This is a genomic window from Erwinia sp. HDF1-3R, assembly GCF_039621855.1.
In the GTDB taxonomy this organism is placed as follows: Bacteria; Pseudomonadota; Gammaproteobacteria; order Enterobacterales; family Enterobacteriaceae; genus Erwinia.
In genome coordinates this window covers 4,279,187-4,305,147 of sequence record NZ_CP155071.1, presented here as the reverse complement: position 1 = coordinate 4,305,147, position 25,961 = coordinate 4,279,187, and the positions used below count along the sequence as shown (strand labels likewise).

The window sequence follows — 25,961 nt, the reverse complement described above, 5'->3', positions numbered from 1 at the left end:
ACACCTTATCAGAGTCTGAACTCTTCTCCCAAATAGACGCGTTTAACCTGTTCATCTGCCAGGATTTCTTCCGGGGAACCGTGAGCAATCAGATGGCCCTGGCTGACGATGTAGGCGCGTTCACAAACGGCCAGCGTTTCGCGAACGTTGTGGTCAGTGATCAGCACGCCCAGACCGCTGTCGCGCAGATGTTCGATGATCTTTTTGATATCAATAACGGAAATCGGATCGACACCGGCAAAGGGCTCATCCAGCAGAATGAACTTTGGATTGGCTGCCAGCGCGCGGGCGATCTCAACGCGGCGGCGTTCACCACCGGACAGCGCCTGGCCGATGTTGTTGCGCAGGTGATCAATGTGGAATTCATTCATCAGCTCGTTGGCGCGATCTTCACGCTGTTCCGTGGTCAGATCGTCACGAATTTGCAGCACCGCCATCAGGTTGTCATACACGCTCAGACGGCGAAAGATGGAGGCTTCCTGAGGCAGATAGCCTATCCCGCGCCGCGCGCGTGCGTGCATAGGCAGGATACTGATATCCTCGTCATCAATGACGATGCGGCCCGCATCGCGGGGCACAATGCCGACCACCATATAGAAGGTGGTGGTCTTACCCGCGCCGTTCGGGCCCAGCAGGCCCACTATTTCGCCTGATTTAACCTGCAGGCTGACATCTTCCACCACGCGACGGCCTTTGTAGGCCTTCGCCAGGTTTTCCGCAATTAAAGTAGCCATTAATTACTCTTTTTCTGTCCGGTTGACGGAGTGCCTTTATCCTGAAGCTGTGACGGTACCAGTACGGTGGTCACGCGTTTACCGGTGCTGCCGTAGGCCTGCATTTTCTGTTCTTTAACCAGATAAGTGATGCGGTCGCCTTTGATATTACTATCAAGCTGCTCAAGATAGGCGTTGTCGGTCAGCTCAACGAAGTCTTTCGCCAGCTCGTAATGCATTTTCTGCGCGTGGCCCTTCACCGGTTTGCCGTTATCCTGCATCTGGTAGAAGGTTGCCGGGTTGCCCCAGGCATCGACGATGGTTTTTTTACTGTCGCCGCCGGGACGGGTCACCACAACCTTGTCCGCGGTAATTTTAATGGTCCCCTGAGTGACCACCACATTCCCGGTAAAGGTGGTGACGTTACTTTGCATATCCAGCGACTGGTTTTCGGAAGAGACGTTAACCGGCTGATTGGAGTCACCCGTCAGGGCAAACGCCGGCAGGCTTGCGGCCAGCAGCAAGCTGAGCGTGATGAGCTTAAGGTTGTTTTTCATTTTGAATTTCATAGGAGGTTTTGACCTTTTCAATCAACTCGGCAGTTTTATTCCGTAAATTCCCACGCATCTTCATGCCCGAAGAGTTAAAGCTACTGCCATAAAGCGTTACCTGATCCTCTGACGTAACATCCTGCGTTACGAGGTTGACCACGGCATTATCGGTCTTGATGCGCTGGAGTTGAGCATCTTTCGTCAGGCTGTTAACCTCAACGTGACCATACAGGTACAGCATCCGGTCATTTGTCAGTTTGGCTTTATCCGCTCTGACGGACCAGGTCGGGATTTTGTTTTCGTCATAGGTCGTCATAAGCGGATTATCAAACCAGCTCACGCCATCCTGCGAAAAGTAAGTCACCTTATCGGAAACCAGCTTATAGCTCAGCGCCCCCATGGGGTTATACACCACCGTATTTGAGGTCTCACTGGTATAGGTCGGCTCCAGCCCGTTTGCCGCCGCCGGGGCATTGCCCTTATCGTTATCGGCCATATTCCAGCCGATCAGTACGATAGCCACCAGGGCCAGCAGTAGCGTAATCCAACGCCTTGTTTTACTCATACAGACTGTCCTTTGGCCTCATCAAATCTGTCCTGGGCGATTAAAATCAGATCGCAAATTTCTCGTACCGCTCCGCGCCCACCCGCAAGGCGAGTGACGTAATCTGCACGCGGAAGCAGTACCGGATGAGCATCTGCGACGGTTACGCTAAGGCCCACTTCTGCCATTACCGGCCAGTCGATCAGGTCATCGCCAATATAAGCCACTCGATCCGGCGTTAGCGACAGTTTATCCAGAAGTTCCCGGAAGGCCAGAAGCTTATCAGACTGACCCTGGTAAAGATGTGTAATTCCGAGCGTGGCGCAGCGATCTTCCAGAAGCTTTGCTTTGCGGCCGGTAATAATAGCCACTTCCACGTCCGAGGTCAGCAGGCAGCGAATACCGTAGCCATCGCGTACGTTAAACGCTTTCAGCTCCTCGCCATTATTGCCCTGATAAATGACGCCATCGGACATAACGCCGTCCACGTCGCAAATCAGCAATGCAATCGCCCGGGCGCGCGACATCACGTCTGCGCTTACCGCGCCGTAACAGGTTTCAACCCAGCCTGCGGATGTACTCATTATGTTCAGATTCCTTGTCAGACAACGCCGGCACGCAGCATGTCGTGCATATGGACCACCCCGAGCAAATGATCGCCATCGGCGACCATCACTACGGTAATATTACGGCTCTGCATCAGGTTAAGCGCCTCCACGGCCAGCGTATTGGGGCGAACCCGAATGCCGCCTGAGGTCATTACGCTGGCAATGCTGGCGTGTTGGATATCAATGCCCATATCAAAGACCCGCCGCAGGTCACCATCGGTAAAGATGCCCTCAATCTTCATCAGATCGTTACAGATGACCGTCATACCCATATTTTTGCGCGTTATCTCCAGCAGCGCATCGCGCAGGGAGGCGTCGCGGCTGACGTGAGGGATCTCATCCCCCGCGTGCATAATATCATTAACGGTTAACAGCAGCTTACGCCCCAGGGTGCCGCCAGGGTGGGAGAGCGCAAAATCTTCAGCGGTGAAGCCGCGCGCTTTTAGCAGGGCGACGGCCAGGGCGTCTCCCATCACCAGCGTCGCCGTGGTGCTGCTGGTCGGCGCCAGGCCCAGCGGACAGGCTTCCTTAGGTACTTTAACACAGAGATGGATATCGGCAGCACGGCCCATCGCGCTCTCCGGTCGGCTGGTGATACAGATAAGTGAAACGTGCAGACGTTTCAGGACCGGGATCAGTGCAAGAATCTCGGAGGATTCGCCCGAGTTGGAGATGGCAATGACGGCGTCACCTGCACTGACCATGCCGAGATCGCCATGGCTGGCTTCGGCCGGATGAACAAAAAAGGCCGGCGTTCCGGTACTGGCGAAGGTCGCGGCCATCTTTTTACCAATGTGCCCCGACTTACCCATGCCCATTATCACCACTTTACCCCGGCAGCTGTAGATCCGCTTGCAGGCTTCGGTAAAGTCTTCGTTAATGTACTGATCAAGCTGTTCCAGTCCCTGACGTTCAATGTTCAGAACATCCCTGCCTGCCTGTTGAAAATCAAAGCCCGGATCGAGCGTTCGAGGTGCCATAGTTTACAATCCTTTTACCAGAAGGTAGCGCCAGGCTGCCAGTAAAGCACGGCGACCCAGGCAACAAAGCCGCAGAGCAGCAGCGAACCTGCGACTCTTCCAATGCAGCGGCTGCGCTGTAGACACAAAAGTGTAAAAAGGGCGCTGACGCCCAGCATAACCCAATAATCCCGCGCAAAAGCCTGGGTATCAACTGCTCCAGGGTGGATCAGCGCGGGCACGCCCAGAACGATGGCAATATTGTAGATATTCGATCCGATCAGATTGCCTATCGCAATGTCATCTTCGCCTTTCAGCGCACCGGCAAGCACCGTCGCCAGCTCAGGGAGGCTGGTGCCGACAGAAATTATCGTCAGGCCGATAACCAGTTCGCTGATGCCGAAGTAGTTCGCGATTACGGTCGCATTATCAATCACCATGCTGGTCGACATAGGCAGGATAATTAACGCAACCGCCAGCCAGAGAAACGCCACCGTGTTGCCCGCGTCGTCGCGCGGCAGCTCGGCGATTTGCTCGCGCGTGAGGGAGTCACTGTTGTCGCGTTCGGCGCGGCGGGCAATTTTGATAATAAACAGCAGCCAGGCGGCGGCCAGCGCCAGCAGCAGCAGCCCGTCGCCCCGGCTCAGCGCGTTATCGCACAGCAGCACGCCGCATAAAAGCGTGACTAACAGCATCAGGGGAAGCTCGCGGCGCACCAGCCTTGAGTGAACGGTGAGCGGGTGAATCAGCGCCGCGCCGCCCAGAATCAGCAGGATATTCGTAATGTTTGAGCCCATCGCGGTGCCGACGGCAATATCCATCTGACCGTGCGTAGAGGCGGAGAAAGCTACAATCAGCTCGGGAAGGGAAGTGCCTATCCCTACCACGGTCATCCCGATAATCAGAGGGGGAACACCCAATGCACGACAGAGAATCGCGGCGCTAAAAACCAGACGATCTGCACCATATACCAGCAGGACTAAACCGATAAATAATAGTGCGGTAGCTACGAGCATGAAATGTCCTTTGATCGGGTATAATCGTCGGCTGCCTTGCGTGACAGAGGAAAATGAAGGCGTCGTCAGTCAATGCGGTGATTTTGACGGTCTGGAGGCAAAAAGTAAAACGTATGCCAGTTTTAGCCACGTCTTCGCCGTAAGTTTCTGTAAAAGTGTCCTGCCTGGTGGGTTATACGCTACCATCGGAGGTAAACATGTGCCTGGATAGAGAGGATAAGAGGTAACTATGAGCCAGACGGAGACGAATTTGGTGGATGTCCGGGGCGTGAGCTTCGCCCGCGGAGATAGGCCGGTGTTCGATAACATCTCGCTTACGGTGCCCAAAGGGAAAGTTACTGCCATTATGGGTCCCTCAGGCATTGGTAAAACAACGCTGCTGCGTTTAATTGGTGGGCAACTGCGGCCCGATAGCGGAGAGATCTGGTTCAACGGTGAGAATATACCCAGCCTCTCACGCTCACGCCTTTATGAGGCGCGCAAAAAAATGAGTATGTTGTTTCAGTCGGGCGCACTCTTCACCGATTTGACCGTGTTTGATAATGTAGCCTGGCCACTGCGTGAGCATACCCAGCTTCCCCCTCAGCTACTGCACAGTACGGTGATGATGAAGCTGGAAGCCGTAGGGCTTCGCGGCGCGGCATGGCTTAAGCCTTCCGAGCTGTCAGGCGGCATGGCCAGACGCGCGGCGCTGGCGCGGGCTATTGCGCTCGAGCCTGAGCTGATTATGTTTGATGAGCCGTTTGTTGGTCAGGACCCTATTACCATGGGCGTGCTGGTAAAGCTAATCGATGAGCTTAACCATTCGCTGGGGATGACCTGTATCGTCGTTTCGCACGACGTGCCGGAAGTCCTGAGTATCGCCGACTATGCTTATATCATTGCCGGTCAAAAAGTGATTGCACAGGGAACGGCCAGCGCGCTGCATGAAAATCAGGACGCCCGCGTACGCCAGTTTATTGATGGCATCGCAGATGGTCCGGTGCCGTTTCGCTTCCCGGCAGGGGATTACCTGCAAGATTTAACCGGCTCAGGGAGTTAATTCATTGATGTTACTACGTGCACTGGCGTCAACAGGACGAAAGGGGATCAATACCTGCGCTTCGTTTGGTCGCGCCGGACTGATGCTCTTCCATGCGCTGGTGGGGATCCCCCGCTTTCGCAAACATGCCCCGCTGTTAGTCAAACAGCTTTACAGCATTGGCGTACTTTCACTGCTTATCATTGTGGTGTCAGGACTGTTTATCGGCATGGTTCTGGGCCTTCAGGGTTATCTGGTACTGAATACCTACGGCGCCGAAAGCAGCCTGGGCATGCTGGTGTCGCTTTCTCTGCTGCGTGAACTGGGGCCGGTGGTCACCGCGCTGCTGTTCGCGGGTCGGGCAGGCTCCGCGCTGACGGCTGAAATTGGCCTGATGAAAGCGACGGAGCAGCTATCCAGTATGGAAATGATGGCCGTCGATCCGCTACGCAGAATCATCTCTCCTCGTTTCTGGGCAGGCTTTATCAGCATGCCACTGCTGACCCTGATATTTGTGGCGGTCGGCATCATGGGCGGTGCCATTGTGGGCGTGAGCTGGAAGGGGATTGATAGCGGGTTTTTCTGGTCAGCGATGCATAACGCCGTTGATGTGCGCACTGACATTGTCAACTGCGTCATTAAAAGCGCCGTGTTTGCCTTTACGGTGACGTGGATTGCGCTGTTCAACGGTTACGACGCGATCCCGACCTCAGAAGGGATCAGTCGGGCAACGACGCGTACTGTGGTACATGCCTCACTGGCAGTACTCGGTTTGGATTTTGTGCTTACGGCACTGATGTTTGGGAACTGATTCGATGCAAACGAAAAAAAGCGAAATTTGGGTAGGGGCGTTCCTGCTGTTGGCGCTCTGCGCGGCACTGTTTCTGTGCCTGCGCGTGGCCGATCTGAAATCTCTTGGCAATGAGCCAACCTGGCGCCTCTATGCCACCTTCGACAATATCGGCGGCCTGAAAACCGGCTCACCGGTTAAAATCGGTGGCGTGGTCATTGGACGCGTGTCGGATATCTCACTCGACGACAAAACGCTGTCGCCCCGCGTGACCATGGACATTGAAGATAAATACAATCAGCTGCCGGATACCAGCTCGCTGGCCATCAGAACCTCTGGCCTGCTGGGGGAACAGTTCCTGGCACTGAACGTCGGCTTTGACGACCCGGATATGGGGACGACTATACTTAAGGATGGTAGTACCATTCAGGACACTAAGTCAGCCATGGTACTGGAAGATCTCATTGGCCAGTTCTTGTATAAGAGCGGCAACGGTAACGACAAGAAAGATGCATCACCGGCGGCACCGGATGCCACTGCGCAACCTGCGCCCGCCGCTACGACTAAACCTTAAGAGGATAAGTAATGTTTAAACGTTTCCTGATGGTAGCCATGCTGGTTATTGCCCCTGGCATCGCCAGCGCAGCGACTGCTGACCAGACCAATCCCTACGAGCAAATGAATGAGGCGGCGGCAAAAACCTTTACGCGTCTCAAAACCGAGCAGCCAAAAATCAAGCAGGATCCTAACTACCTGCGTCAAATCGTGCGTGAAGAGCTTCTGCCTTACGTCCAGATCAAATATGCAGGTGCATTAGTCCTGGGCCGTTATTACAAAGAAGCCACGCCAGCGCAGCGTGAAGCCTACTTCAAGGCTTTTGGTGATTATCTGGCGCAGGCGTATGGTCAGGCGCTGGCCCTTTATCACGGACAAACCTACCAGATTGCACCACCCCAGTCTTATGCCGACGCCAATATCATCGCTATTCGCGTGACGATCATCGATCCCAACGGACGCCCGCCGGTTCGCCTTGATTTCCAGTGGCGTAAAAACAGCCGCACCGGTGACTGGAAGGCATACGACATGATTGCCGAAGGCGTGAGCATGATAACCACCAAGCAGAACGAGTGGAGCGATACGCTGCGTCAGAAAGGGATTGATGGCCTGACAACACTGCTTAATTCCGCGGCAAAACAGCCTATCACTCTGGATAAGCAGCAGTAATGCGTGAATCATTAAGCTGGCAAGTTACCGCACGGCAGCTGCATCTGTCCGGGGAGCTGGAGCGTGAAACGCTGCTGGCGCTCTGGGCAGAGCGGGAGTCGGTAATGAAGCAGGTTGATATCATTGATGTTTCAGCACTGGACCGCGTGGATTCTGCCGGGCTGGCGCTGCTGGTTCACCTGCGGCAGATTGCTTTGGGGCAGGGCAATACTCTGCACTTTACCGGGATCACCGATAAGCTCCATTCGCTAATCACCCTCTACAATTTGCAGCAGATCATTGTTTCACCTGTCTGAAAAGCCCCTTCAGCCAGACCCTGCAAAGCCCCTTAGCCTTAAGGGGCTTTTTTGCTTGTTTAAGATAGCGCCGCTTTCCACTAAGATAGTGCCCTGTTTCTCAAACATCGAATATAAGAAGTCTTATGGAAAATAGCGAAATCCAGGCCGTGCTGATGAGCGCGCTGCCGCTTCAGGAAGTCCACGTCACCGGCGAGGGGAGCCACTTTCAGGTTATTGCCGTCGGTGATCTGTTCGGCGAGCTCAGCCGGGTAAAAAAACAGCAGACGGTGTATGCGCCGCTAATGGAGTTTATTGCCGACAACCGTATTCATGCGGTATCCATAAAAACCTATACCCCGGAAGAGTGGGCGCGTGACCGTAAGCTAAACGGTTTTTAAGCTGACTCGCTGTTGTCATCGCGCAGGGTCGCGATGCGGCGGGTAGTACTGAATGTCTGACAAAGAGAGCAGGTGTAATGGATAAATTTCGTGTACAGGGTCCCACCCGTTTAAGCGGGGAAGTCACAATCTCCGGCGCTAAAAATGCGGCGCTGCCGATCCTGTTCGCCGCTCTGCTGGCTGAAGAGCCGGTGGAGATTCAGAATGTCCCGAAGCTAAAGGACATTGATACTACCATGCAGCTTCTCAGCCAGCTTGGGGTGAAGGTCGAACGTAACGGATCGGTCCATCTGGATGCCAGTGAAGTCAATATTTACTGTGCACCCTATGATCTGGTGAAAACCATGCGGGCGTCCATCTGGGCGCTTGGCCCGCTGGTGGCCCGCTTTGGCCAGGGACAGGTTTCCCTGCCCGGCGGCTGTGCCATTGGTGCCCGTCCGGTCGATCTGCACATTACGGGTCTGGAACAGCTGGGCGCTGAAATCAAACTGGAAGAGGGCTACGTTAAAGCCTCGGTAGAGGGCCGATTGAAAGGCGCGCACATCGTAATGGACAAGGTCAGCGTAGGCGCGACCGTCACCATTATGAGCGCAGCAACCCTGGCCACGGGCACGACGATTATCGAGAATGCGGCCCGCGAGCCGGAAATCGTTGATACGGCCAACTTCCTCAATACGCTGGGCGCAAAAATCAGCGGTGCGGGTAGCGATCGTATCACCATCGAGGGCGTTGAGCGCCTTGGCGGCGGCGTTTATCGCGTTCTGCCTGACCGTATTGAAACCGGGACCTTCCTGGTCGCTGGGGCGATCTCCGGCGGTAAGGTAATGTGTCGCAATGCCCAGCCTGATACGCTGGACGCCGTCATGTCTAAGCTACGTGAGGCAGGGGCCGATATTGAGGTAGGGCCAGACTGGATTAGCCTGGATATGCACGGTCAGCGGCCAAAAGCCGTGACCTTCCGCACCGCGCCGCATCCGGGCTTTCCAACCGATATGCAGGCTCAGTTCAGCTTACTCAATCTGGTTGCTGAAGGCACAGGGGTGATCACTGAAACGATTTTTGAAAACCGTTTCATGCATATCCCTGAGCTTATTCGCATGGGCGCACACGCTGAAATCGAAAGCAACACGTTGATCTGCCACGGCGTGGAAACCCTGTCCGGCGCGCAGGTCATGGCAACCGATCTCCGGGCTTCTGCGAGTCTGGTGCTGGCGGGCTGTATCGCGAACGGAACGACAATTGTCGATCGTATTTATCATATCGATCGCGGGTATGAACATATTGAAGACAAGCTTTCATCCCTGGGCGCTAACATCGAGCGCATTAGCGGCAGTAGTGAATAATCGCTCAACGCGACAATGTTAACAGGGGGCCATCATCGGCCCCCTCTGTTTAATTTCTTAGACGTTTTTTACGATCGATGAGACTTTGGCTAACGGGATCATAATACCGGCTTGGCCAGATTTCACCGGGATGTATTTCCAGCGCATCCGCTATCAGCCATTCTCCCTTAGGCCAGGGCCGAAACAGTGCATTCGCAAGCGTTGATGAGCTCAATCCTGCCTCACGCGAGAGTCTTGCCAGTGTAGTCCCCCTTTTCCGCAAGCCTGCAATGATGTCTGCATTGTGCCAGTCTTTCTTATCTTTAAGCATTGCTATCCTCCATGTCCGCGAAGTTCTCCGGTATTATTTGTGCTCAAAGTCACCGCTCTGCTCCTGATTTCCTGATGCTGATAAGTAGAAACAGGCAGAAGCAAAAGATGAAAAAGCAGGGATACTTTACAGCAATTTTTAGTTTGTTATTTCCAGTTTCTTCCAGAATTTTAAGTACTGTGAATTATGACGCAAATTCATGCAAGCAAAGGTGATGATTTACACGCAACGAAACCCTGGAGAGGCGCGGGGGAAAAGCTGAGGGGAGTTATTTAAGAAAAGGTCGTAAGAAAAACGCGGCGTACCGCGCTTAGTAGACTAAAACTCGCGCTGAACTGACATATGGGCCAGGGCTTCAAGCGCGCTACGCCACGGAGACTCAGGCAATGCTTCAAGAGACGCTATGGCCTTATCGGCTTCCTGTTCAGCCGCCTGCCGGGTCCACTCGAGCGAACCACACTGGCGCATGGTTTCCAATACGGGTTCCAGTAAATGCCGACCGTTACCCTGCTCAATAGCCTCACGAATCATCGCGGCCTGCTCAGGTGTGCCATTACGCATGGCGTGCAGCAGAGGCAGTGTAGGTTTCCCTTCGCTAAGGTCATCTCCCACGTTTTTGCCCAGCGTCTGCCCGTCAGCACTGTAATCAAGCAGATCGTCTATCAGCTGAAAAGCGGTTCCGATAAACCGTCCATAATCCTGTAGCGCCTTTTCCTGAGCAGGGGTCGCATCGGCCAGAATTGCAGAGGATTGGGATGCCGCTTCAAAAAGACGGGCGGTTTTGCTGTAAATCACCCGCATATAGCTCTCTTCCGTGATATCGGGGTCATTACAGTTCATCAACTGTAACACTTCACCCTCGGCGATCACGTTTACGGCTTCTGACATGAGCGCCAGAACCCGCAGAGAGCCGAGGCTGGTCATCATCTGGAAGGCGCGGGTGTAGATAAAGTCCCCTACCAGCACGCTGGCCGCATTACCAAAGGCGGCATTAGCCGTCGCTTTGCCCCGGCGCATATCCGACTCATCGACCACATCATCATGTAACAGCGTGGCCGTATGAATGAATTCAATCAGGGCAGCGACCGTAACATGCTGTTTACCCGTATAATTCAGGGCGCGGGCGGACAGAACGGCGATCATCGGCCTGATGCGCTTACCGCCACCGCTAATGATGTAATAACCCAGCTGATTAATGAGGGAGACCTCAGAGTTCAACTGCTCAAGTATGATTGCATTGACGTCCGCCATGTCCTGCGCGGTGAGTTCGTTTATCTGTTCTAAGTTCATCAGTCTGTTCGGCTATTGCTCAGTATGCTGCTATGATAGGCGTCTTTACCGGTGTCTGCGGCATGTAATGTATAACAGATTGTACTTGAAAATGACCGGGGTGAAACGTTTGCATTCGCTTTGCGTTTTTTTTCTGCAATACCCTGCAACAGGCACTTGTCTTCGCTGCCGAAGTTGCGTAGAATTCGCGCCCTATTGTGAATATTTATAGCGCAGCCTGAAACTAAGACGGCGAGCGCATGAGCGGAGTTTTATATGTACGCGGTTTTCCAAAGTGGTGGTAAACAACACCGAGTAAGCGAAGGTCAGACCGTTCGCCTGGAAAAGCTGGACATCGCAACCGGCGAAACAATTGAGTTCGACCAGGTTCTGATGATCGCTAATGGCGAAGACGTGACTATCGGTGCGCCGTTAGTTTCAGGTGGCATGATCAAAGCAGAAATCGTTGCTCACGGTCGTGGCGAGAAAATTAAGATTGTTAAATTTCGCCGTCGTAAGCACTACCGTAAGCAGCAGGGTCACCGTCAGTGGTTTACTGATGTGAAGATCACTGGCATCAGCGCCTAAGAGGAGATCTGACAAATGGCACACAAAAAGGCTGGCGGCTCCACTCGAAATGGCCGCGATTCCAACGCAAAACGTCTGGGCGTTAAGCGCTTCGGCGGCGAAGCGGTTCTGGCAGGTAGCATCATCGTTCGTCAGCGTGGCACCAAGTTCCATGCGGGCGTTAACGTAGGCTGCGGCCGTGACCACACTCTGTTTGCAACTGCAGACGGCAAGGTCAAATTCGAAGTTAAAGGCCCGAACAACCGTAAGTACATCAGCATCGTTGCTGAGTAAGGTTCTTCGAGTCTGAAACGGGTATCTGATACCTGTTTCAGCAGCGAATTTAAAAGCCCCGCTATGATTGCGGGGCTTTTTACATTCTGTATTTTAATTCACGGCTCAGTGCGTTGTGCGCGTGGATCCACAGCACGTTATTTTGCTGTACACTTTATATTCAGCTGCACGATGTCTTATGGCGGATCCCTGAACAGGTAACCACGCAAAGACACTTTTTGCGGCGGAGTCACCCTGTTCTGTCACGCGACATCGCTGTTGGCCGCGACGGATCACCCCCGGCACCTTTATTCCCCGGTCCGGGCGAATGATTTACGGAGAAGTAAAATGAAGTTTGTTGATGAAGCGACGATTCTCGTTGCTGCGGGCGATGGTGGCAACGGCTGCGTCAGCTTCCGTCGTGAAAAGTATATCCCTAAAGGCGGCCCGGACGGCGGTGACGGCGGTGACGGCGGCGACGTCTATATGCAGGCCGATGAAAACCTCAATACCCTGATCGACTATCGCTTTGAGAAATCTTTCCGCGCCGAACGTGGTCAGAATGGCCAGAGCCGTGACTGTACCGGTAAACGCGGCAAGGACATCATCATCAAAGTCCCGGTTGGGACGCGTATTATCGATCAGGGCACTGGCGAAACGCTGGGTGATATGACTCACCACGGTCAGGTTCAGATGGTCGCTAAAGGCGGCTGGCATGGCCTTGGCAACGCCCGTTTCAAATCCTCCGTTAACCGTTCTCCCCGCCAGAAGACGATGGGTACCCCAGGTGAAAACCGCGATATCCAGCTGGAGCTGATGCTGCTGGCTGACGTCGGTATGCTGGGCCTGCCTAACGCCGGTAAATCTACCTTTATCCGTGCCGTTTCAGCCGCAAAACCGAAAGTGGCGGATTATCCGTTCACTACCCTGGTGCCAAGCCTGGGCGTGGTGCGTATGGACCATGAAAAGAGCTTTGTACTGGCCGACATCCCTGGCCTGATCGAAGGTGCCTCCGACGGCGCCGGGCTGGGTATCCGCTTCCTCAAGCATCTTGAACGCTGCCGCGTGCTGCTGCACACCATCGATCTGGCACCGATTGATGAATCCGATCCGGTAGAAAACGCGCGCATCATTCTGGGTGAGCTGGAAAAGTACAGTGACAAGCTGTTTAACAAGCCGCGCTGGCTGGTTTTCAACAAAGTTGACCTGCTGGATGAGGCAGAGGCAGAAGCTCGCGCTAAAGCGATTGCAGACGCGCTGGGCTGGACTGACAAATACTATCTGATCTCCGCCGCTAACCGCACTGGGGTAAAAGAGCTCTGCTGGGATGTGATGTCATTTATTATTGCTAACCCGAAAGAAGCGGAGCTTGAGGCTAAACAGCCTGAGAAAGTCGAGTTTATGTGGGATGACTATCACCGTCAGCAGCTTGAAGAAGCGGAAGCTGAAGAAGACGATGATGATGACTGGGATGATGAGGACGACGAAGGGGTCGAAATCATTTACCAGCACTAACCGACTTAAGGGACACAGAACGTGTCCCTTTGTTATTTGGACAGCTAATTGAGCGTGTGCGGTAGCCAGCAAACGGCATCCAGGCCGCTGCGGTCATTACGATTGGTCAGGCGCAGTTCACCATGATGAATCTGAGTGATGCGCTGGACAATATTCAGCCCAAGCCCACTGCCGCCGTATCGCTGGTCCATCCGCCGAAATGCCTGGGTCAAATCCTGCGCTGACTCAGTCTCAATTCCCGGGCCCTCGTCACGTACGGTAACGCGTGTACCGCTATTTTCGGGCTGTAGGATCACTGATATAAGGCTGCCCGGCGGGCTGTAGCGGGAGGCATTCTCCAGCAGGTTACGCAGCATCAGCCTTAACAGCACGGCGTCTCCCTGGACTTCCAGACGGGTATCCCCGGCGCGCGCCAGCCTCTGCTGGCGCTGAGCCAGCATTTCTGTCATCTCCTGCTCTAAGGGGTCAAAAATGGCTCCCCAGCTCACCACCTGGTAATGGCCGCTTGCCAGCGCCTGTCCGGCGCGCGACAGCATCAGCAACTGCTCAATAACGTGCATCAGCTGATCGATGCGTTCAACCAGCATGGGCCCCTGCCTGACACCCTGCTGCTCCAGCAGTTCCAGATGCAGTCGCAGACCAGCGAGCGGCGTACGCAGCTCATGTGCGGCATCAGCAGTAAACAGGCGCTCCTGCTGGAGCGTATGGTCGAGCCTGCCCAGCAGCTGGTTCAGGGCAGTGGTGACGGCAACGATTTCATCCATGTCGGAAAACAGCGGCAGCGGCGTGAGATTGTCAGCCGACCGCTCGCTGAGGCTGGTTTGCAGCGCGCGCAGGGGGCGTATTATCCAGCTTATTGCCCAGAATGAGAGCAGCAGGGTGAAGCCCACCATGACCACCGAGGGCAGCAGCAGCGATGCAATCGCTTCACGAATTTCCCGCTCGACGTGCTCATTACGAGAGTGCGCGGACAACGTCTCATTTACCAGAAAGCCTATCTGCTCACGGCTTTCGTGCCACAGCCAGGCCGCGCTCATAAGCTGGCAGCTCAGCAGAATAAGGGCCAGCATGATCAGCAAACGCCGACGCATACTGTTCACGCGCGTTCTTCCAGCCGGTAGCCTACGCCGCGCACCGTTTTAATCCGATCCTTGCCCAGCTTGCGTCGCAGGTTATGAATATGCACCTCAAGCGTATTTGAGCCGGTATCATCCTGCCAGCTGTAGAGATCCTGCTGGAGGGTTTCCCGGTGCACCGTCTGACCAATGCGCATCAGCATCCTGGTCAACAGTGCGAACTCTTTCGGGGTAATTTCTACCGGCTGGGCCTCAATAAATACCTGCTGCGAAGAGAGGTTGAGTGAGATATCGCCGTGCTGTAAAAGATTGTCGCTGCGGCCCTGATAGCGTCGAATCAGCGCCCGAACGCGCGCCTTAAGCTCAACCAGAGCAAAAGGCTTAACCAGATAATCATCAGCTCCGGCGTCCAGACCGCCCACGCGATCTTCAAGCGCATCCCGCGCGGTGAGGATCAGCACGGGCAGGTCAATATGCTCTTTACGCCACTTACGCAACAGGTCACCACCATCGCGGTCCGGCAGGCCCAGATCCAGAACGATCAGGCTGTACTGACCGCTCTGTAGTAGTGAGCAGGCCTGCGAACCGGTGACGGCTGAATCGACGGCATAACCCTCTGAGGTTAGTGCCTGGACCAGTCCCGCCAGCAGTAACGCATCATCTTCAACAATCAGTAGCTTCATGGGCGTCAGTTATTCTGATAAACATCCTTATAGAGCCGGCTTTCAAAGCGAACCAGCGGAATGCGACGCTGGCGCTGATCCTCCGGCGGAACGGCATAGCCCGAAAGGTACTGGACGAATGCCACGCGTTGCCCGCTGGCGGTAGTCATAAATCCTGCAAGGTTATAAACGCCCTGTAGCGACCCGGTTTTGGCTGAAACCTTGCCGTCAACGCCAGCTTCATGAAGACCACCGCGATAGCGCAAGGTTCCGTCGTAGCCTGCGAGCGGCAGCATAGAAATGAAATTCAGCTGTTGATCGTTTTGTGCAATGTACTGCAATACCTGCATCATCGTCGCAGGAGAAATCAGGTCGTGACGTGACAAACCCGAGCCATCAACCTGTATGCTGTTGCCCAGATCGACATTGGCCTTCTGCCGCAGGATCTGACGTACCGCATCCGAACCCGCCCGCCAGGTGCCAGGTACGCCGAAGCGCTCATGCCCGATGGTACGAAATACCGTATCAGCAATCATGTTGTCGGACTTCTTAAGCATAATCCTTAACAGGTCGTGCAGCGGCGCGGACTGCTTTTCAACCAGAACGGTAGCGGGAGGCGTGGCCTGGGTCTGACGAAGCAAATGGCCGGAATAGTCGATTCCCGCCTGCTGTAGCTCAGCTTTGAGCAACGCCCCGGCATAGCTGGCACCGTCCTGAATGGCGAATGCGAGGGGAAGAGGTTCCGCCCGCTGCGTCATACAGCCGGTGAGCGTGAAACGGTTAAGCTCGCCCGGCACGACGTCCAGCTCGCAGTACTGCGCCTCCGATGAGCCTTTGGCGAGCGTACGGACCTGGCTGAACATGTTCACCGGATAATAAGACGCGACGCGAATAAAGGCGTTATCGCCCGCCCGGGGGGCGCTGTAAAGCGAGACCGAAAAGCAGTTGCGATCGACAATAGCCGCCGCCGGAGGCGCACTGAAGCACTGGGTCAAATCGTTCCACGGCCAGCCAGGGGCTTTATCATGGCTGGCAAAGACGGAGGTATCAATTACCAGGTTGCCCTGAATATGCTGGACGCCCTGTTTTTTAAGCGCCGTAACCATGTTCCGCAGATCCTGACGCGTCAGGGTTGGATCGCCGCCGAATCGCGCGACCAGATCGCCGCGCAGCGTGCCGCCGCTAAGGGTGCCTTTACTCTCCAGCTGGGTATGAAAACGGAAATCCGGTCCCAGCTGCAACAGCGCAGCCAGCGCGGTTATCACCTTCATCGTACTGGCAGGCAGGGCCATCTGCTTGCTGTGGTAGTCAATTGAGGGCGAGGGTGCGCCGATTTTCTGTACAATCAGCGCCAGGTTCGCGCCGTCGGGTAAATACTGGGTATAGCTTTCGACCGGGGCTGCGTGGGCATTCAGCATAAATGCGCAGGCCAGGCCGGTTACAATTCGTGAAAATCGCATAATCTCGCGTTTACTGGCAGGTGATGCGCATCATACTACGGTGCATCAAGGTGGAAAGTAAACGATGACCCATAAGGAACTCTGGGGTAAAATACGTATCAAAATGCAAAACCTGCCGGGCCCAGAGCATACTCCGGGCCAGGTTTCTTTCGTTTGTAATTCAGTGGCCAGCGCCGCAGAACGCTTTTTCTGCATCAACCTGTCAGGATGACGAAATTTTGCACAGGACAGAGTTTACGAGGTATTGAGATGAATCAGATTCCGATGACGTTAAGGGGCGCAGAAAAACTGCGTGAAGAGCTTGAAGAGCTGAAAACCATTAAACGCCCCAGAATTATTGCCTCAATTGCTGACGCCCGCGAGCATGGCGATTTGAAAGAGAACGCGGAATACCATGCTGCGCGTGAAGAGCAGGGCTTTTGTGAAGGCCGAATCCAGGAAATTGAAGCAAAGCTGTCTAATGCACAGGTCATTGATGTCACCAAAATGAACGCCAATGGCCGGGTTATCTTCGGTTCTACCGTGAGCGTGCTCAATCTGGACAATGATGAAGAGTCAACGTATCGCATTGTTGGCGACGATGAAGCGAACTTTAAGGAGAATCTGATTTCTGTCAATTCGCCTATGGCTCGTGGTCTGATTGGCAAAGAAGTGGATGACGTTGCTATTATTAAAACGCCTGGCGGCGACGTCGAGTATGAAATCCTGAAGATAAGCTATCTGTGATTTCTGCTACGCTGGATAATCCCGGCGGAATGTAAAAACAGGTAAAAGGCCGCATCGCGGCCTTTTATCAACATGACGAGCGTGGCACTTTCTGCACCTCCGCGATAAGGCTTAACGAATGGCCTCAGCGTGGAATAGCGATTTTACGCTCTTTCGTTGGACGGTACAGCACCAGCGTCTTGCCGATAACCTGTACGTTAGCTGCACGGGTTTCACGCACGATCGCTTCAACCACAAGGGCTTTCGTCTCACGGTCTTCCGTGGCGATTTTCACCTTGATGAGCTCGTGGTGCTCCAGTGCCTGTTCGATTTCGGCCAGCACTCCTTCGGTCAGACCATTGTTGCCTAACATGACGACGGGCTTCAGTGGATGGGCCAGTCCTTTCAGGTGCTGTTTTTGTTTGGTACTCAGATTCATCGTATTTTTTACTTACATTGGGATTGAAAACGGGTCATTCTACCGCCATCTCGGGTGTATCACCAAATCGGCGTGCTGATTTGCGCGGTTTATTTATCGCATACGTTGAATCATAGTTGGAAATTGTATGACTGGTAAAAAGCGTTCGGCCAGTTCCAGCCGCTGGCTACAGGAACACTTTAGCGATAAATATGTGCTTCAGGCGCAGAAAAAAGGGTTGCGTTCGCGCGCCTGGTTTAAACTTGATGAAATACAGCAGGGTGACAAGCTGTTCAAACCGGGTATGACCGTGGTTGATTTAGGCGCGGCGCCTGGGGGATGGTCCCAATATGTGGTAACGCAGATTGGGTCAAAAGGCAGCGTCATCGCCTGTGATATCCTACCGATGGATCCTATCGTTGGCGTCGATTTCCTTCAGGGCGATTTTCGTGATGAACTGGTGCTGAAAGCCCTGTTGGAACGCGTTGGCGACAAAAAGGTTCAGGTTGTGATGTCGGATATGGCACCCAACATGACCGGTACGCCAGAAGTCGATATTCCCCGGTCGATGTATTTAGTTGAGCTTGCACTGGAAATGTGTCGAGATGTACTGGCACCCAACGGCAGTTTTTTAGTGAAAGTGTTTCAGGGAGATGGCTTTGAAGATTACCTCCGGGAAATTCGCTCCCTGTTTACGAAAGTGAAAATTCGTAAGCCGGACGCTTCGCGCTCTCGTTCGCGTGAAGTGTACATTGTAGCGACAGGGCGCAAACTATAGCCAAAATAGCTGGATGCGCAGCAGGGTGAGAGGGGAGCGACTCCAGGCTTACATCAGTAAGTTGTTGAAGTTAGCGACACCGCTCATCACCGCAGTGATTCCAGATATGATGAATATATAGTACCCTACGCTGTCTGTTAACACAGTTGTAATAAGAGGTTAATCCCTTGAGTGACATGGCGAAAAACCTGATTCTTTGGTTAGTCATCGCAGTCGTGCTGATGTCTGTCTTCCAGAGCTTTGGGCCCAGCGAGTCGAATAGCCGCAGGGTTGATTACTCAACCTTCCTGTCCGAAGTTAATCAGGATCAGGTTCGCGAGGCTCGTATTAACGGGCGTGAAATCAACGTTACCAAAAAAGACAGTAACCGATACACGACCTACATTCCCGTCAACGATCCTAAGTTACTCGATAACCTGTTGACTAAAAATGTAAAAGTGGTTGGCGAACCTCCAGAAGAACCGAGCCTGCTGGCGTCGATCTTTATCTCCTGGTTCCCAATGCTGTTACTTATTGGTGTCTGGATCTTCTTCATGCGTCAGATGCAGGGCGGCGGCGGAAAGGGCGCGATGTCCTTTGGCAAGAGCAAAGCTCGCATGCTGACGGAAGATCAGATCAAAACCACCTTTGCCGATGTCGCGGGTTGTGACGAAGCGAAAGAAGAAGTGAGCGAGCTGGTTGAATACCTGCGCGAGCCCAGCCGCTTCCAGAAACTCGGCGGTAAAATTCCGAAAGGCGTGCTGATGGTTGGCCCGCCGGGTACCGGTAAAACCCTGCTGGCGAAAGCCATTGCGGGTGAAGCGAAAGTGCCGTTTTTTACCATTTCCGGTTCTGACTTTGTTGAAATGTTCGTCGGTGTGGGTGCGTCCCGCGTCCGTGACATGTTCGAACAGGCTAAGAAAGCGGCCCCCTGCATCATCTTTATCGATGAGATCGATGCGGTAGGGCGTCAGCGTGGTGCAGGTCTGGGCGGCGGTCACGATGAGCGTGAGCAAACGCTTAATCAGATGCTGGTAGAGATGGACGGGTTTGAAGGTAATGAAGGTATTATCGTCATTGCGGCAACTAACCGTCCGGACGTGCTTGACCCTGCGCTGCTGCGTCCAGGACGCTTTGACCGTCAGGTTGTGGTCGGATTGCCGGACGTGCGTGGACGCGAGCAAATTCTGAAAGTGCATATGCGCCGTGTCCCACTGTCGCCAGATATTGATGCCTCAGTGATTGCACGCGGTACGCCAGGCTTCTCCGGTGCGGATCTGGCAAACCTTGTTAACGAGGCTGCGCTGTTCGCGGCTCGTGGTAACAAGCGTGTTGTTTCGATGGTTGAGTTCGAAAAAGCGAAAGACAAAATCATGATGGGTGCGGAACGTCGCTCTATGGTGATGACGGAATCGCAAAAAGAGTCAACGGCATACCACGAAGCAGGCCATGCGATTATTGGTCGCCTGGTGCCTGAGCATGACCCGGTTCACAAAGTGACGATTATTCCTCGCGGTCGTGCACTCGGCGTGACGTTCTTCCTGCCTGAGGGAGACGCTATCAGCGCCAGCCGTCAGAAGCTGGAAAGCCAGATTTCGACCCTGTACGGCGGCCGTCTGGCTGAAGAGATCATCTACGGCGTTGAGCATGTCTCTACCGGTGCCTCTAATGACATCAAGGTAGCGACCTCAATTGCACGTAACATGGTTACGCAATGGGGCTTCTCAGAGAAGCTTGGCCCACTGCTGTACGCTGAGGAAGAAGGTGAAGTCTTCCTGGGACGTTCAGTCGCTAAAGCGAAGCATATGTCTGATGAAACCGCGCGTATCATCGATCAGGAAGTGAAGCTGCTGGTTGAGGGAAATTACCAGCGTGCTCGCCGTATACTGAACGAAAACATGGACATTCTTCACTCAATGAAAGACGCGTTGATGAAGTATGAAACCATTGATGCTCCGCAGATTGACGACCTGATGGCCCGACGTGAAGTGCGTCCGCCAGCAGGTTGGGAAGATCCGGGCACCAACAATTCTGACAGTAACGGTACGCCTAAGGCGCCACGTCCGGTTGATGAACCGCGTACGCCGAATCCAGGCAACACCATGTAAGCAGAGTTGGGCGACAAAGAAATTCCGCCCAGTCTCGAAAAAAAGCGAAACCCCGGCATCGACCGGGGTTTTTTTATATCCTCGCAGTCACTAAGCTGTTGGCCATACCGATATCACACCCCGTTTGGAGAATTCCCCGCTATGAAGCTTTACGCCCAGGATTCCGTGCTTGACCTGTCACATCCCCACGTTATGGGTATTTTGAATGTGACGCCGGATTCATTCTCAGACGGTGGCAAGCATAATGAGCTTATCCAGGCGCTGACCCATGCCAATGCGATGATTAATGCCGGCGCGACAATAATTGATATCGGCGGCGAGTCGACGCGCCCGGGGGCCGATGAGGTCAGCGTTGATGAGGAGCTGGCGCGCGTCATTCCGGTGGTTGAGGCGATTTCGCAGCGCTTTGAAGTCTGGATCTCGGTCGATACCTCAAAGCCTGAGGTGATCCGTGAATCAGCGCGCGCCGGTGCCCATATCATTAACGATATCCGTTCGCTCAGGGAGCCGGGCGCGCTGGAAGCCGCCTCTGAGACAGGGTTACCGGTATGCCTGATGCATATGCAGGGTGAGCCGGGTACCATGCAGCAGGCACCAAAATATAGCGATCTGCTTCAGGACGTTGACGCATTCTTTGTCCAGCAGATTGCACGCTGTGAAGCGGCAGGGATTAAAAAAGAGCAGCTGCTGCTCGACCCGGGATTCGGTTTCGGTAAGAATCTCTCCCATAATTATCAGCTTCTGGCGCACCTGGCTGATTTCCACCACTTCGGGCTTCCGCTGTTGGTCGGTATGTCGCGGAAAAGCATGATAGGGCAGCTGTTAAACGTCGGGCCATCTCAGCGCCTGACCGGCAGCCTGGCCTGTGCGGTTATCGCCGCCATGCAGGGGGCGCAGATCCTGCGCGTCCATGATGTTAAAGAAACCGTTGAAGCGATGCGCGTCGTCGAAGCAACACTGTCAGCGAAGGAAGACTAAGTTATGAGCAAGCGTAAGTATTTTGGTACCGACGGCATCCGTGGCAAAGTGGGTGAGCCGCCTATTACTCCGGACTTCGTGCTGAAACTGGGCTGGGCGGCCGGGAAGGTGCTGGCACGAAACGGTTCCAAAAAAATCATTATCGGTAAAGACACGCGTATCTCCGGCTACATGCTGGAATCAGCACTTGAAGCCGGCCTGGCGGCGGCCGGGCTGTCTGCGGCCTTTACCGGTCCAATGCCGACGCCTGCCATCGCCTACCTGACCCGAACCTTCCGCGCAGAAGCGGGCATCGTGATTTCCGCGTCGCATAATCCATTCGATGATAATGGTATTAAGTTCTTTTCCATCGAAGGGACGAAGCTTCCCGACGATGTTGAAGAGGCGATTGAAGCGGAAATGGAAAAACCGATCACCTGCGTTGAATCTGCTGAGCTGGGCCGCGCAAGCCGCATCGTTGATGCCGCCGGGCGTTATATTGAGTTTTGCAAGGGTACCTTTCCCAGCGAGCTGAATCTGAACGGTTTAAAAATCGTGGTGGACTGCGCCAACGGCGCTACCTATCACATAGCCCCTAACGTGCTGCGTGAGCTGGGCGCGACGGTGATTTCAATCGGCGTTCAGCCGGATGGCATGAATATCAACGAGGAGTGCGGTGCGACGGACGTGCGCAAGCTACAGGAACGCGTCCTGGCTGAAAAGGCGGATATTGGCCTGGCCTATGACGGGGACGGCGATCGCATCATGATGGTGGACCATCTTGGCCTTAAGGTCGATGGCGATCAGATACTCTATATCATCGCTCGCGAAGGACTCCGTCAGGGTCAGCTGCGCGGCGGGGTAGTAGGTACCCTGATGAGTAATATGGGGCTGGAGCTGGCCCTGAAACAGTTGGGCATTCCCTTCGCGCGGGCAAAAGTTGGCGATCGCTACGTGCTGGAGAAGCTACAGGAAAAGGGCTGGCGTCTGGGGGCCGAGAACTCCGGCCACGTTATCCTGCTCGATAAAACCACCACCGGAGATGGCATTGTGGCGGGCCTGCAGGTGCTCACGGCGATGGTGCGTAACCATATGAGCCTGCATGATTTGTGTAGCGGCATGAAGCTGCTACCGCAGATCCTGGTCAACGTCCGTTTCAGTGGCAGCAACGATCCGCTGGCCGACGAACGGGTCACCGCGGCAACCGCCGCCGCAGAAGCCGAGCTGAACGGACGCGGTCGCGTGTTGCTGCGTAAGTCCGGGACCGAACCGCTTATCCGCGTGATGGTGGAAGGTGAGGATGAAGCACAGGTCACCGCCCTCGCACACCGCATCGCAGATGCGGTGAAAGCCGTTTAAAGGCGAAGGACACGGCGCTTAAATAACCGGAATGGGCTGACAGGCAGATATTTTTTTCTGCCTTTATTTCAGCCTGATCCGTTTACTTATTGCGCACTGAACGGCCTTTTGTCGTTTTTTTCTGCAAACGATCGCACGAGAGTAAATTGCCCTTGCGTAGGGTGCGCGCTTTGGTTAGTATTCACACCCGCTTCTGATGGGTAGTGGCAACGCTATCTCTCTAACTGGTTTGAAGCTTTTGATGTGCGGTAACCGCGCAAGGAACAGGTTGAATATGTACGAAGCTCTTTTGGTAGTTTTCCTTATTGTGGCGATCGGCCTTGTAGGTTTGATTATGCTTCAGCAAGGTAAAGGCGCTGATATGGGCGCGTCGTTTGGTGCAGGATCTTCCGCAACGCTCTTTGGTTCTAACGGCTCAGGCAACTTTATGACCCGTATGACCGCAGTGCTGGCGGCATTGTTCTTCATCATCAGCTTGATTCTGGGTAACCTCAACAGCAACAAAACTCAGAAAGGAAGCGAGTGGGAAAATCTGACTCAGCCTGCACAGTCGCAGCAGAGCCAGCCAGCTAAGCCGGCAGCGCCGGGTAGCGACATCCCACAGTAAGCAGTAAAAGCAGTAACCATTTCGACGCGACAGAAATAAAAAAGTCGCCTCTTTAGTGCCGTGGTGGTGGAATTGGTAGACACGCTACCTTGAGGTGGTAGTGCCCGCATGGGCTTACGGGTTCAAGTCCCGTCCTCGGTACCAAATCTCAGTATTGCTTGCATTTCGTGCAAGTTTGGCGTAGTATTTGCCACGTTTTCGGACGCGGGGTGGAGCAGCCTGGTAGCTCGTCGGGCTCATAACCCGAAGGTCGTCGGTTCAAATCCGGCCCCCGCAACCACTTTCTCTTAGAGTTCTTTTTCAAATATACTGTTTGCACTGATTACTGGCGCATCAATAGCAGTTTTTTGAAAAAAATTCTTTTGGATTGTGCCGAACCGCCAGTGATGGCGTACAGGGTCCAGTCGCAAAAAGCCCCGAATTTTCGGGGTTTTTTGTTATCAGGAAACAGCATACTGGGCTATTAAGCCCTTTTTTTATGTCTTGGGGGTGGGCTTGTCCACATTAGAGCAAAAATTAACAGCGCTGATTTCAGCACCGGTAGAAGCGCTAGGCTACGAACTGGTTGGTATTGAGTTTGTACGCGGTCGCACATCCACGCTGCGCATCTATATTGATAGTGAAGATGGCATCACCGTTGACGATTGTGCCGATGTAAGCCACCAGGTAAGCGCCGTGTTTGACGTTGAAGATCCTATTACCGTCGCTTATACCCTTGAAGTCTCTTCACCAGGCCTGGAGCGTCCTCTCTTCACCGCTAAGCATTATACGCAATTCATCGGTGACGAAGTGAGCCTGGTACTGCGTATGGCCGTACAGAACCGCCGCAAGTGGCAGGGAATCATTAAAGCTGTAGAAGGTGAAATGGTGACTGTTGCCGTTGAGGGTAACGATGAAGTGTTCGCGCTGAGCAATATTCAGAAAGCGAACCTGGTTCCCCACTTTTAAAAGTCCGGATTGAGGCATACCAGGATGAATAAAGAAATCTTAGCTGTTGTTGAGGCCGTATCTAACGAGAAATCCCTTCCTCGCGAGAAGATTTTCGAAGCGCTGGAGAGCGCACTGGCAACGGCAACAAAGAAAAAATACGAGCAGGAAATTGACGTTCGCGTCAGCATCGATCGCAAAAGCGGTGATTTTGACACCTTCCGCCGTTGGGTTATTGTCAATGAAGTGACCCAGCCGACGCGTGAAATTACGCTCGATGCCGCGCGTTTTGAAGACGAGTCCCTGGACGTTGGCGGATTTGTTGAAGATCAGATTGAATCTGTCACCTTTGACCGTATCACTACCCAAACCGCTAAGCAGGTTATCGTGCAAAAAGTGCGCGAAGCCGAACGCGCGATGGTCGTGGATCAGTTCCGCGAGCAGGAAGGTGAAATCATCACCGGCGTGGTAAAAAAGGTTAATCGCGACAATATCTCTCTGGACCTGGGCAATAATGCGGAAGCGGTCATTATCCGTGAGGATATGCTGCCGCGCGAAAACTTCCGTCCGGGCGACCGTATTCGTGGTGTTCTGTACGCAGTTCGCCCTGAAGCCCGTGGTGCTCAGCTTTTCGTCAGCCGTTCAAAACCTGAAATGCTGATCGAACTCTTCCGTATCGAAGTGCCGGAAATCGGCGAGGAAGTGATTGAAATTAAAGCCGCCGCGCGCGATCCGGGCTCTCGTGCCAAGATTGCCGTGAAAACCAACGACAAGCGTATCGATCCTATCGGTGCCTGCGTCGGTATGCGTGGCGCGCGTGTTCAGGCAGTGTCCAGCGAGCTGGCCGGTGAGCGTATTGATATCGTGCTGTGGGATGATAATCCTGCGCAGTTCGTGATCAACGCCATGGCGCCTGCGGACGTTGCCTCTATCGTGGTGGATGAAGATAATCACACCATGGACATCGCCGTTGAAGCCGGAAATCTGGCCCAGGCGATAGGCCGTAATGGCCAAAACGTGCGTCTGGCTTCACAGCTGAGTGGCTGGGAGCTGAACGTGATGACGGTCGACGATCTTCAGGCTAAGCATCAGGCTGAAGCCCACGCTGCTATCGACGTCTTTACCAAATATCTTGATATTGATGAAGATTTCGCCACCATGCTGGTTGAAGAGGGCTTCTCCTCACTTGAAGAGCTCGCGTATGTTCCCATCAATGAACTGTTGGAAATCGACGGGATGGATGAAGATACGGTAGAAGCGCTGCGCGATCGGGCAAAAAATGCGTTAACTACCCTGGCGCTGGCGAAAGAAGAGAGCCTGGGTGAAAACCAGCCGGCAGAAGATTTGCTGAATCTGGAAGGTCTGGATCGTGAACTGGCATTTAAGCTGGCGGCGATTGGCGTATGCACGCTGGAAGATCTTGCCGAGCAGGGTGTTGACGATCTGTCAGATATTGAGGGCCTGAGTGATGAACGGGCCGGTGAGCTGATTATGGCTGCACGTAATATCTGCTGGTTCGGCGACGACGCGTAATAAACTGTAAGCA

The 25,961-nt window shown here is 53.9% G+C and carries 30 protein-coding genes and 2 tRNA genes; 20 read left to right on the top strand and 12 right to left on the bottom strand.

The window, feature by feature from the left end; genetic code table 11:
- Positions 1-8: 8 nt before the first annotated feature.
- From lptB to AAGR22_RS19510, 6 genes are read right to left on the bottom strand one after another with little or no spacing between them, the layout of a single operon-like run.
- Positions 9-734: an LPS export ABC transporter ATP-binding protein gene (gene lptB, locus AAGR22_RS19535; RefSeq protein ID WP_067705953.1), complete on the bottom strand. Its 726-nt coding sequence runs from the start codon at positions 732-734 to the stop codon at positions 9-11.
- Positions 734-1,282 carry a lipopolysaccharide ABC transporter substrate-binding protein LptA gene (gene lptA / locus AAGR22_RS19530; protein ID WP_067705954.1) on the bottom strand — a complete coding sequence of 183 codons (549 nt, stop codon included), beginning with the start codon at positions 1,280-1,282 and terminating at the stop codon, positions 734-736. The genes lptB and lptA overlap by 1 nt, the downstream gene beginning before the upstream one ends.
- A complete protein-coding gene (gene lptC, locus AAGR22_RS19525) occupies positions 1,254-1,829 on the bottom strand; it encodes an LPS export ABC transporter periplasmic protein LptC (RefSeq protein WP_067705958.1) in 576 nt (191 codons plus the stop codon). Before lptC ends, lptA begins: the two co-directional genes overlap by 29 nt.
- Positions 1,826-2,392, bottom strand: coding sequence for a 3-deoxy-manno-octulosonate-8-phosphatase KdsC (gene kdsC, locus AAGR22_RS19520; RefSeq protein ID WP_067705960.1), 567 nt, complete (start codon positions 2,390-2,392; stop codon positions 1,826-1,828). The genes lptC and kdsC overlap by 4 nt, the downstream gene beginning before the upstream one ends.
- Before the next feature lie 17 nt (positions 2,393-2,409).
- A complete protein-coding gene (gene kdsD, locus AAGR22_RS19515) occupies positions 2,410-3,396 on the bottom strand; it encodes an arabinose-5-phosphate isomerase KdsD (protein WP_067705961.1) in 987 nt (328 codons plus the stop codon).
- Between the two features lie 14 nt (positions 3,397-3,410).
- Positions 3,411-4,391, bottom strand: a complete 981-nt coding sequence (locus AAGR22_RS19510; protein WP_067705962.1) for a calcium/sodium antiporter — start codon at positions 4,389-4,391, stop codon at positions 3,411-3,413.
- A 229-nt stretch (positions 4,392-4,620) separates the two neighbouring features.
- On the opposite strand from AAGR22_RS19510, the gene mlaF reads away from it, so the two are divergent.
- The 7 genes from mlaF (at position 4,621) to murA (ending at position 9,445) form a co-directional block, all read left to right on the top strand.
- Positions 4,621-5,433 carry a phospholipid ABC transporter ATP-binding protein MlaF gene (gene mlaF, locus AAGR22_RS19505; protein ID WP_067705969.1) on the top strand — a complete coding sequence of 271 codons (813 nt, stop codon included), beginning with the start codon at positions 4,621-4,623 and terminating at the stop codon, positions 5,431-5,433.
- A 7-nt stretch (positions 5,434-5,440) separates the two neighbouring features.
- Positions 5,441-6,223: a lipid asymmetry maintenance ABC transporter permease subunit MlaE gene (gene mlaE, locus AAGR22_RS19500; RefSeq protein ID WP_345831629.1), complete on the top strand. Its 783-nt coding sequence runs from the start codon at positions 5,441-5,443 to the stop codon at positions 6,221-6,223.
- Between the two features lie 4 nt (positions 6,224-6,227).
- Positions 6,228-6,776, top strand: coding sequence for an outer membrane lipid asymmetry maintenance protein MlaD (gene mlaD, locus AAGR22_RS19495; protein ID WP_067705971.1), 549 nt, complete (start codon positions 6,228-6,230; stop codon positions 6,774-6,776).
- An 11-nt stretch (positions 6,777-6,787) separates the two neighbouring features.
- Positions 6,788-7,426 (top strand): phospholipid-binding protein MlaC, encoded by a 639-nt coding sequence (mlaC, locus tag AAGR22_RS19490; RefSeq protein WP_067705976.1) that lies wholly within the window; start codon positions 6,788-6,790, stop codon positions 7,424-7,426.
- Positions 7,426-7,722: a lipid asymmetry maintenance protein MlaB gene (gene mlaB, locus AAGR22_RS19485; RefSeq protein WP_067705977.1), complete on the top strand. Its 297-nt coding sequence runs from the start codon at positions 7,426-7,428 to the stop codon at positions 7,720-7,722. The genes mlaC and mlaB overlap by 1 nt, the downstream gene beginning before the upstream one ends.
- A 125-nt stretch (positions 7,723-7,847) precedes the next feature.
- On the top strand, positions 7,848-8,102 hold the full coding sequence (gene ibaG, locus AAGR22_RS19480; RefSeq protein WP_345829152.1) for a BolA family iron metabolism protein IbaG: 255 nt from the start codon (positions 7,848-7,850) through the stop codon (positions 8,100-8,102).
- A gap of 77 nt (positions 8,103-8,179) precedes the next feature.
- Positions 8,180-9,445 carry a UDP-N-acetylglucosamine 1-carboxyvinyltransferase gene (murA, locus tag AAGR22_RS19475; RefSeq protein WP_067705983.1) on the top strand — a complete coding sequence of 422 codons (1,266 nt, stop codon included), beginning with the start codon at positions 8,180-8,182 and terminating at the stop codon, positions 9,443-9,445.
- A gap of 49 nt (positions 9,446-9,494) precedes the next feature.
- Here the strand turns inward: murA and AAGR22_RS19470 are convergent, their stop codons facing one another.
- Both AAGR22_RS19470 and ispB read right to left on the bottom strand, forming a co-directional pair.
- Entirely contained in the window at positions 9,495-9,755 is a 261-nt protein-coding gene (locus tag AAGR22_RS19470) for a helix-turn-helix transcriptional regulator (protein WP_067705985.1), read from the bottom strand.
- 318 nt (positions 9,756-10,073) lie between these two features.
- On the bottom strand, positions 10,074-11,045 hold the full coding sequence (gene ispB, locus AAGR22_RS19465) for an octaprenyl diphosphate synthase (RefSeq protein ID WP_067705988.1): 972 nt from the start codon (positions 11,043-11,045) through the stop codon (positions 10,074-10,076).
- Positions 11,046-11,300: 255 nt separating this feature from the next.
- Here ispB and rplU point away from each other — a divergent pair, with 255 nt between their 5' ends.
- From rplU to cgtA, 3 genes are all read left to right on the top strand, one after another.
- Positions 11,301-11,612, top strand: a complete 312-nt coding sequence (rplU, locus tag AAGR22_RS19460) for a 50S ribosomal protein L21 (protein ID WP_345829148.1) — start codon at positions 11,301-11,303, stop codon at positions 11,610-11,612.
- Between the two features lie 15 nt (positions 11,613-11,627).
- Positions 11,628-11,885: a 50S ribosomal protein L27 gene (gene rpmA, locus AAGR22_RS19455; RefSeq protein WP_067705989.1), complete on the top strand. Its 258-nt coding sequence runs from the start codon at positions 11,628-11,630 to the stop codon at positions 11,883-11,885.
- A 327-nt stretch (positions 11,886-12,212) separates the two neighbouring features.
- Complete coding sequence (cgtA, locus tag AAGR22_RS19450) at positions 12,213-13,379, top strand: Obg family GTPase CgtA (RefSeq protein ID WP_067705990.1); 1,167 nt, start codon at positions 12,213-12,215, stop codon at positions 13,377-13,379.
- 44 nt (positions 13,380-13,423) lie between these two features.
- Here the strand turns inward: cgtA and pmrB are convergent, their stop codons facing one another.
- From pmrB to dacB, 3 genes are read right to left on the bottom strand one after another with little or no spacing between them, the layout of a single operon-like run.
- Positions 13,424-14,479, bottom strand: coding sequence for a two-component system sensor histidine kinase PmrB (gene pmrB, locus AAGR22_RS19445; protein WP_345829145.1), 1,056 nt, complete (start codon positions 14,477-14,479; stop codon positions 13,424-13,426).
- On the bottom strand, positions 14,476-15,138 hold the full coding sequence (pmrA, locus tag AAGR22_RS19440; RefSeq protein ID WP_067705992.1) for a two-component system response regulator PmrA: 663 nt from the start codon (positions 15,136-15,138) through the stop codon (positions 14,476-14,478). Before pmrA ends, pmrB begins: the two co-directional genes overlap by 4 nt.
- Before the next feature lie 5 nt (positions 15,139-15,143).
- Complete coding sequence (dacB, locus tag AAGR22_RS19435; RefSeq protein WP_067705994.1) at positions 15,144-16,577, bottom strand: serine-type D-Ala-D-Ala carboxypeptidase; 1,434 nt, start codon at positions 16,575-16,577, stop codon at positions 15,144-15,146.
- Between the two features lie 249 nt (positions 16,578-16,826).
- Between dacB and greA the strand changes: the two genes are divergently transcribed.
- Complete coding sequence (gene greA / locus AAGR22_RS19430; RefSeq protein WP_067705996.1) at positions 16,827-17,303, top strand: transcription elongation factor GreA; 477 nt, start codon at positions 16,827-16,829, stop codon at positions 17,301-17,303.
- Between the two features lie 124 nt (positions 17,304-17,427).
- Here greA and yhbY read toward each other — a convergent pair whose 3' ends face one another.
- A complete protein-coding gene (yhbY, locus tag AAGR22_RS19425) occupies positions 17,428-17,721 on the bottom strand; it encodes a ribosome assembly RNA-binding protein YhbY (protein WP_067706003.1) in 294 nt (97 codons plus the stop codon).
- A gap of 127 nt (positions 17,722-17,848) precedes the next feature.
- Between yhbY and rlmE the strand changes: the two genes are divergently transcribed.
- From rlmE to nusA, 9 genes are all read left to right on the top strand, one after another.
- A complete protein-coding gene (rlmE, locus tag AAGR22_RS19420) occupies positions 17,849-18,478 on the top strand; it encodes a 23S rRNA (uridine(2552)-2'-O)-methyltransferase RlmE (protein ID WP_067706007.1) in 630 nt (209 codons plus the stop codon).
- A 176-nt stretch (positions 18,479-18,654) separates the two neighbouring features.
- Positions 18,655-20,565 carry an ATP-dependent zinc metalloprotease FtsH gene (gene ftsH, locus AAGR22_RS19415; RefSeq protein WP_067706010.1) on the top strand — a complete coding sequence of 637 codons (1,911 nt, stop codon included), beginning with the start codon at positions 18,655-18,657 and terminating at the stop codon, positions 20,563-20,565.
- Positions 20,566-20,706: 141 nt separating this feature from the next.
- On the top strand, positions 20,707-21,543 hold the full coding sequence (folP, locus tag AAGR22_RS19410) for a dihydropteroate synthase (protein ID WP_345829142.1): 837 nt from the start codon (positions 20,707-20,709) through the stop codon (positions 21,541-21,543).
- A 3-nt stretch (positions 21,544-21,546) separates the two neighbouring features.
- On the top strand, positions 21,547-22,881 hold the full coding sequence (gene glmM, locus AAGR22_RS19405) for a phosphoglucosamine mutase (RefSeq protein WP_067706013.1): 1,335 nt from the start codon (positions 21,547-21,549) through the stop codon (positions 22,879-22,881).
- Positions 22,882-23,155: 274 nt separating this feature from the next.
- The gene (secG, locus tag AAGR22_RS19400) at positions 23,156-23,488 is read left to right on the top strand and encodes a preprotein translocase subunit SecG (protein ID WP_067706015.1); all 333 of its coding nucleotides are present in this window, start codon (positions 23,156-23,158) and stop codon (positions 23,486-23,488) included.
- A gap of 57 nt (positions 23,489-23,545) precedes the next feature.
- Positions 23,546-23,632, top strand: a tRNA-Leu gene (locus tag AAGR22_RS19395).
- Positions 23,633-23,691: 59 nt separating this feature from the next.
- Positions 23,692-23,768, top strand: a tRNA-Met gene (locus AAGR22_RS19390).
- A gap of 215 nt (positions 23,769-23,983) precedes the next feature.
- Entirely contained in the window at positions 23,984-24,436 is a 453-nt protein-coding gene (rimP, locus tag AAGR22_RS19385; protein ID WP_067706295.1) for a ribosome maturation factor RimP, read from the top strand.
- Positions 24,437-24,460: 24 nt separating this feature from the next.
- Positions 24,461-25,948 (top strand): transcription termination factor NusA, encoded by a 1,488-nt coding sequence (nusA, locus tag AAGR22_RS19380; RefSeq protein ID WP_067706016.1) that lies wholly within the window; start codon positions 24,461-24,463, stop codon positions 25,946-25,948.
- Positions 25,949-25,961: the final 13 nt, after the last annotated feature.

Bases quoted from the DNA above. Each gene is read 5' to 3' on its own strand.
- lptB (WP_067705953.1), bottom strand. From the start codon at position 734: ATGGCTACTTTAATTGCGGAAAACCTGGCGAAGGCCTACAAAGGCCGT.
- lptA (WP_067705954.1), bottom strand. From the start codon at position 1,282: ATGAAATTCAAAATGAAAAACAACCTTAAGCTCATCACGCTCAGCTTG.
- lptC (WP_067705958.1), bottom strand. From the start codon at position 1,829: ATGAGTAAAACAAGGCGTTGGATTACGCTACTGCTGGCCCTGGTGGCT.
- kdsC (WP_067705960.1), bottom strand. From the start codon at position 2,392: ATGAGTACATCCGCAGGCTGGGTTGAAACCTGTTACGGCGCGGTAAGC.
- kdsD (WP_067705961.1), bottom strand. From the start codon at position 3,396: ATGGCACCTCGAACGCTCGATCCGGGCTTTGATTTTCAACAGGCAGGC.
- AAGR22_RS19510 (WP_067705962.1), bottom strand. From the start codon at position 4,391: ATGCTCGTAGCTACCGCACTATTATTTATCGGTTTAGTCCTGCTGGTA.
- mlaF (WP_067705969.1), top strand. From the start codon at position 4,621: ATGAGCCAGACGGAGACGAATTTGGTGGATGTCCGGGGCGTGAGCTTC.
- mlaE (WP_345831629.1), top strand. From the start codon at position 5,441: ATGTTACTACGTGCACTGGCGTCAACAGGACGAAAGGGGATCAATACC.
- mlaD (WP_067705971.1), top strand. From the start codon at position 6,228: ATGCAAACGAAAAAAAGCGAAATTTGGGTAGGGGCGTTCCTGCTGTTG.
- mlaC (WP_067705976.1), top strand. From the start codon at position 6,788: ATGTTTAAACGTTTCCTGATGGTAGCCATGCTGGTTATTGCCCCTGGC.
- mlaB (WP_067705977.1), top strand. From the start codon at position 7,426: ATGCGTGAATCATTAAGCTGGCAAGTTACCGCACGGCAGCTGCATCTG.
- ibaG (WP_345829152.1), top strand. From the start codon at position 7,848: ATGGAAAATAGCGAAATCCAGGCCGTGCTGATGAGCGCGCTGCCGCTT.
- murA (WP_067705983.1), top strand. From the start codon at position 8,180: ATGGATAAATTTCGTGTACAGGGTCCCACCCGTTTAAGCGGGGAAGTC.
- AAGR22_RS19470 (WP_067705985.1), bottom strand. From the start codon at position 9,755: ATGCTTAAAGATAAGAAAGACTGGCACAATGCAGACATCATTGCAGGC.
- ispB (WP_067705988.1), bottom strand. From the start codon at position 11,045: ATGAACTTAGAACAGATAAACGAACTCACCGCGCAGGACATGGCGGAC.
- rplU (WP_345829148.1), top strand. From the start codon at position 11,301: ATGTACGCGGTTTTCCAAAGTGGTGGTAAACAACACCGAGTAAGCGAA.
- rpmA (WP_067705989.1), top strand. From the start codon at position 11,628: ATGGCACACAAAAAGGCTGGCGGCTCCACTCGAAATGGCCGCGATTCC.
- cgtA (WP_067705990.1), top strand. From the start codon at position 12,213: ATGAAGTTTGTTGATGAAGCGACGATTCTCGTTGCTGCGGGCGATGGT.
- pmrA (WP_067705992.1), bottom strand. From the start codon at position 15,138: ATGAAGCTACTGATTGTTGAAGATGATGCGTTACTGCTGGCGGGACTG.
- dacB (WP_067705994.1), bottom strand. From the start codon at position 16,577: ATGCGATTTTCACGAATTGTAACCGGCCTGGCCTGCGCATTTATGCTG.
- greA (WP_067705996.1), top strand. From the start codon at position 16,827: ATGAATCAGATTCCGATGACGTTAAGGGGCGCAGAAAAACTGCGTGAA.
- yhbY (WP_067706003.1), bottom strand. From the start codon at position 17,721: ATGAATCTGAGTACCAAACAAAAACAGCACCTGAAAGGACTGGCCCAT.
- rlmE (WP_067706007.1), top strand. From the start codon at position 17,849: ATGACTGGTAAAAAGCGTTCGGCCAGTTCCAGCCGCTGGCTACAGGAA.
- ftsH (WP_067706010.1), top strand. From the start codon at position 18,655: ATGGCGAAAAACCTGATTCTTTGGTTAGTCATCGCAGTCGTGCTGATG.
- folP (WP_345829142.1), top strand. From the start codon at position 20,707: ATGAAGCTTTACGCCCAGGATTCCGTGCTTGACCTGTCACATCCCCAC.
- glmM (WP_067706013.1), top strand. From the start codon at position 21,547: ATGAGCAAGCGTAAGTATTTTGGTACCGACGGCATCCGTGGCAAAGTG.
- secG (WP_067706015.1), top strand. From the start codon at position 23,156: ATGTACGAAGCTCTTTTGGTAGTTTTCCTTATTGTGGCGATCGGCCTT.
- nusA (WP_067706016.1), top strand. From the start codon at position 24,461: ATGAATAAAGAAATCTTAGCTGTTGTTGAGGCCGTATCTAACGAGAAA.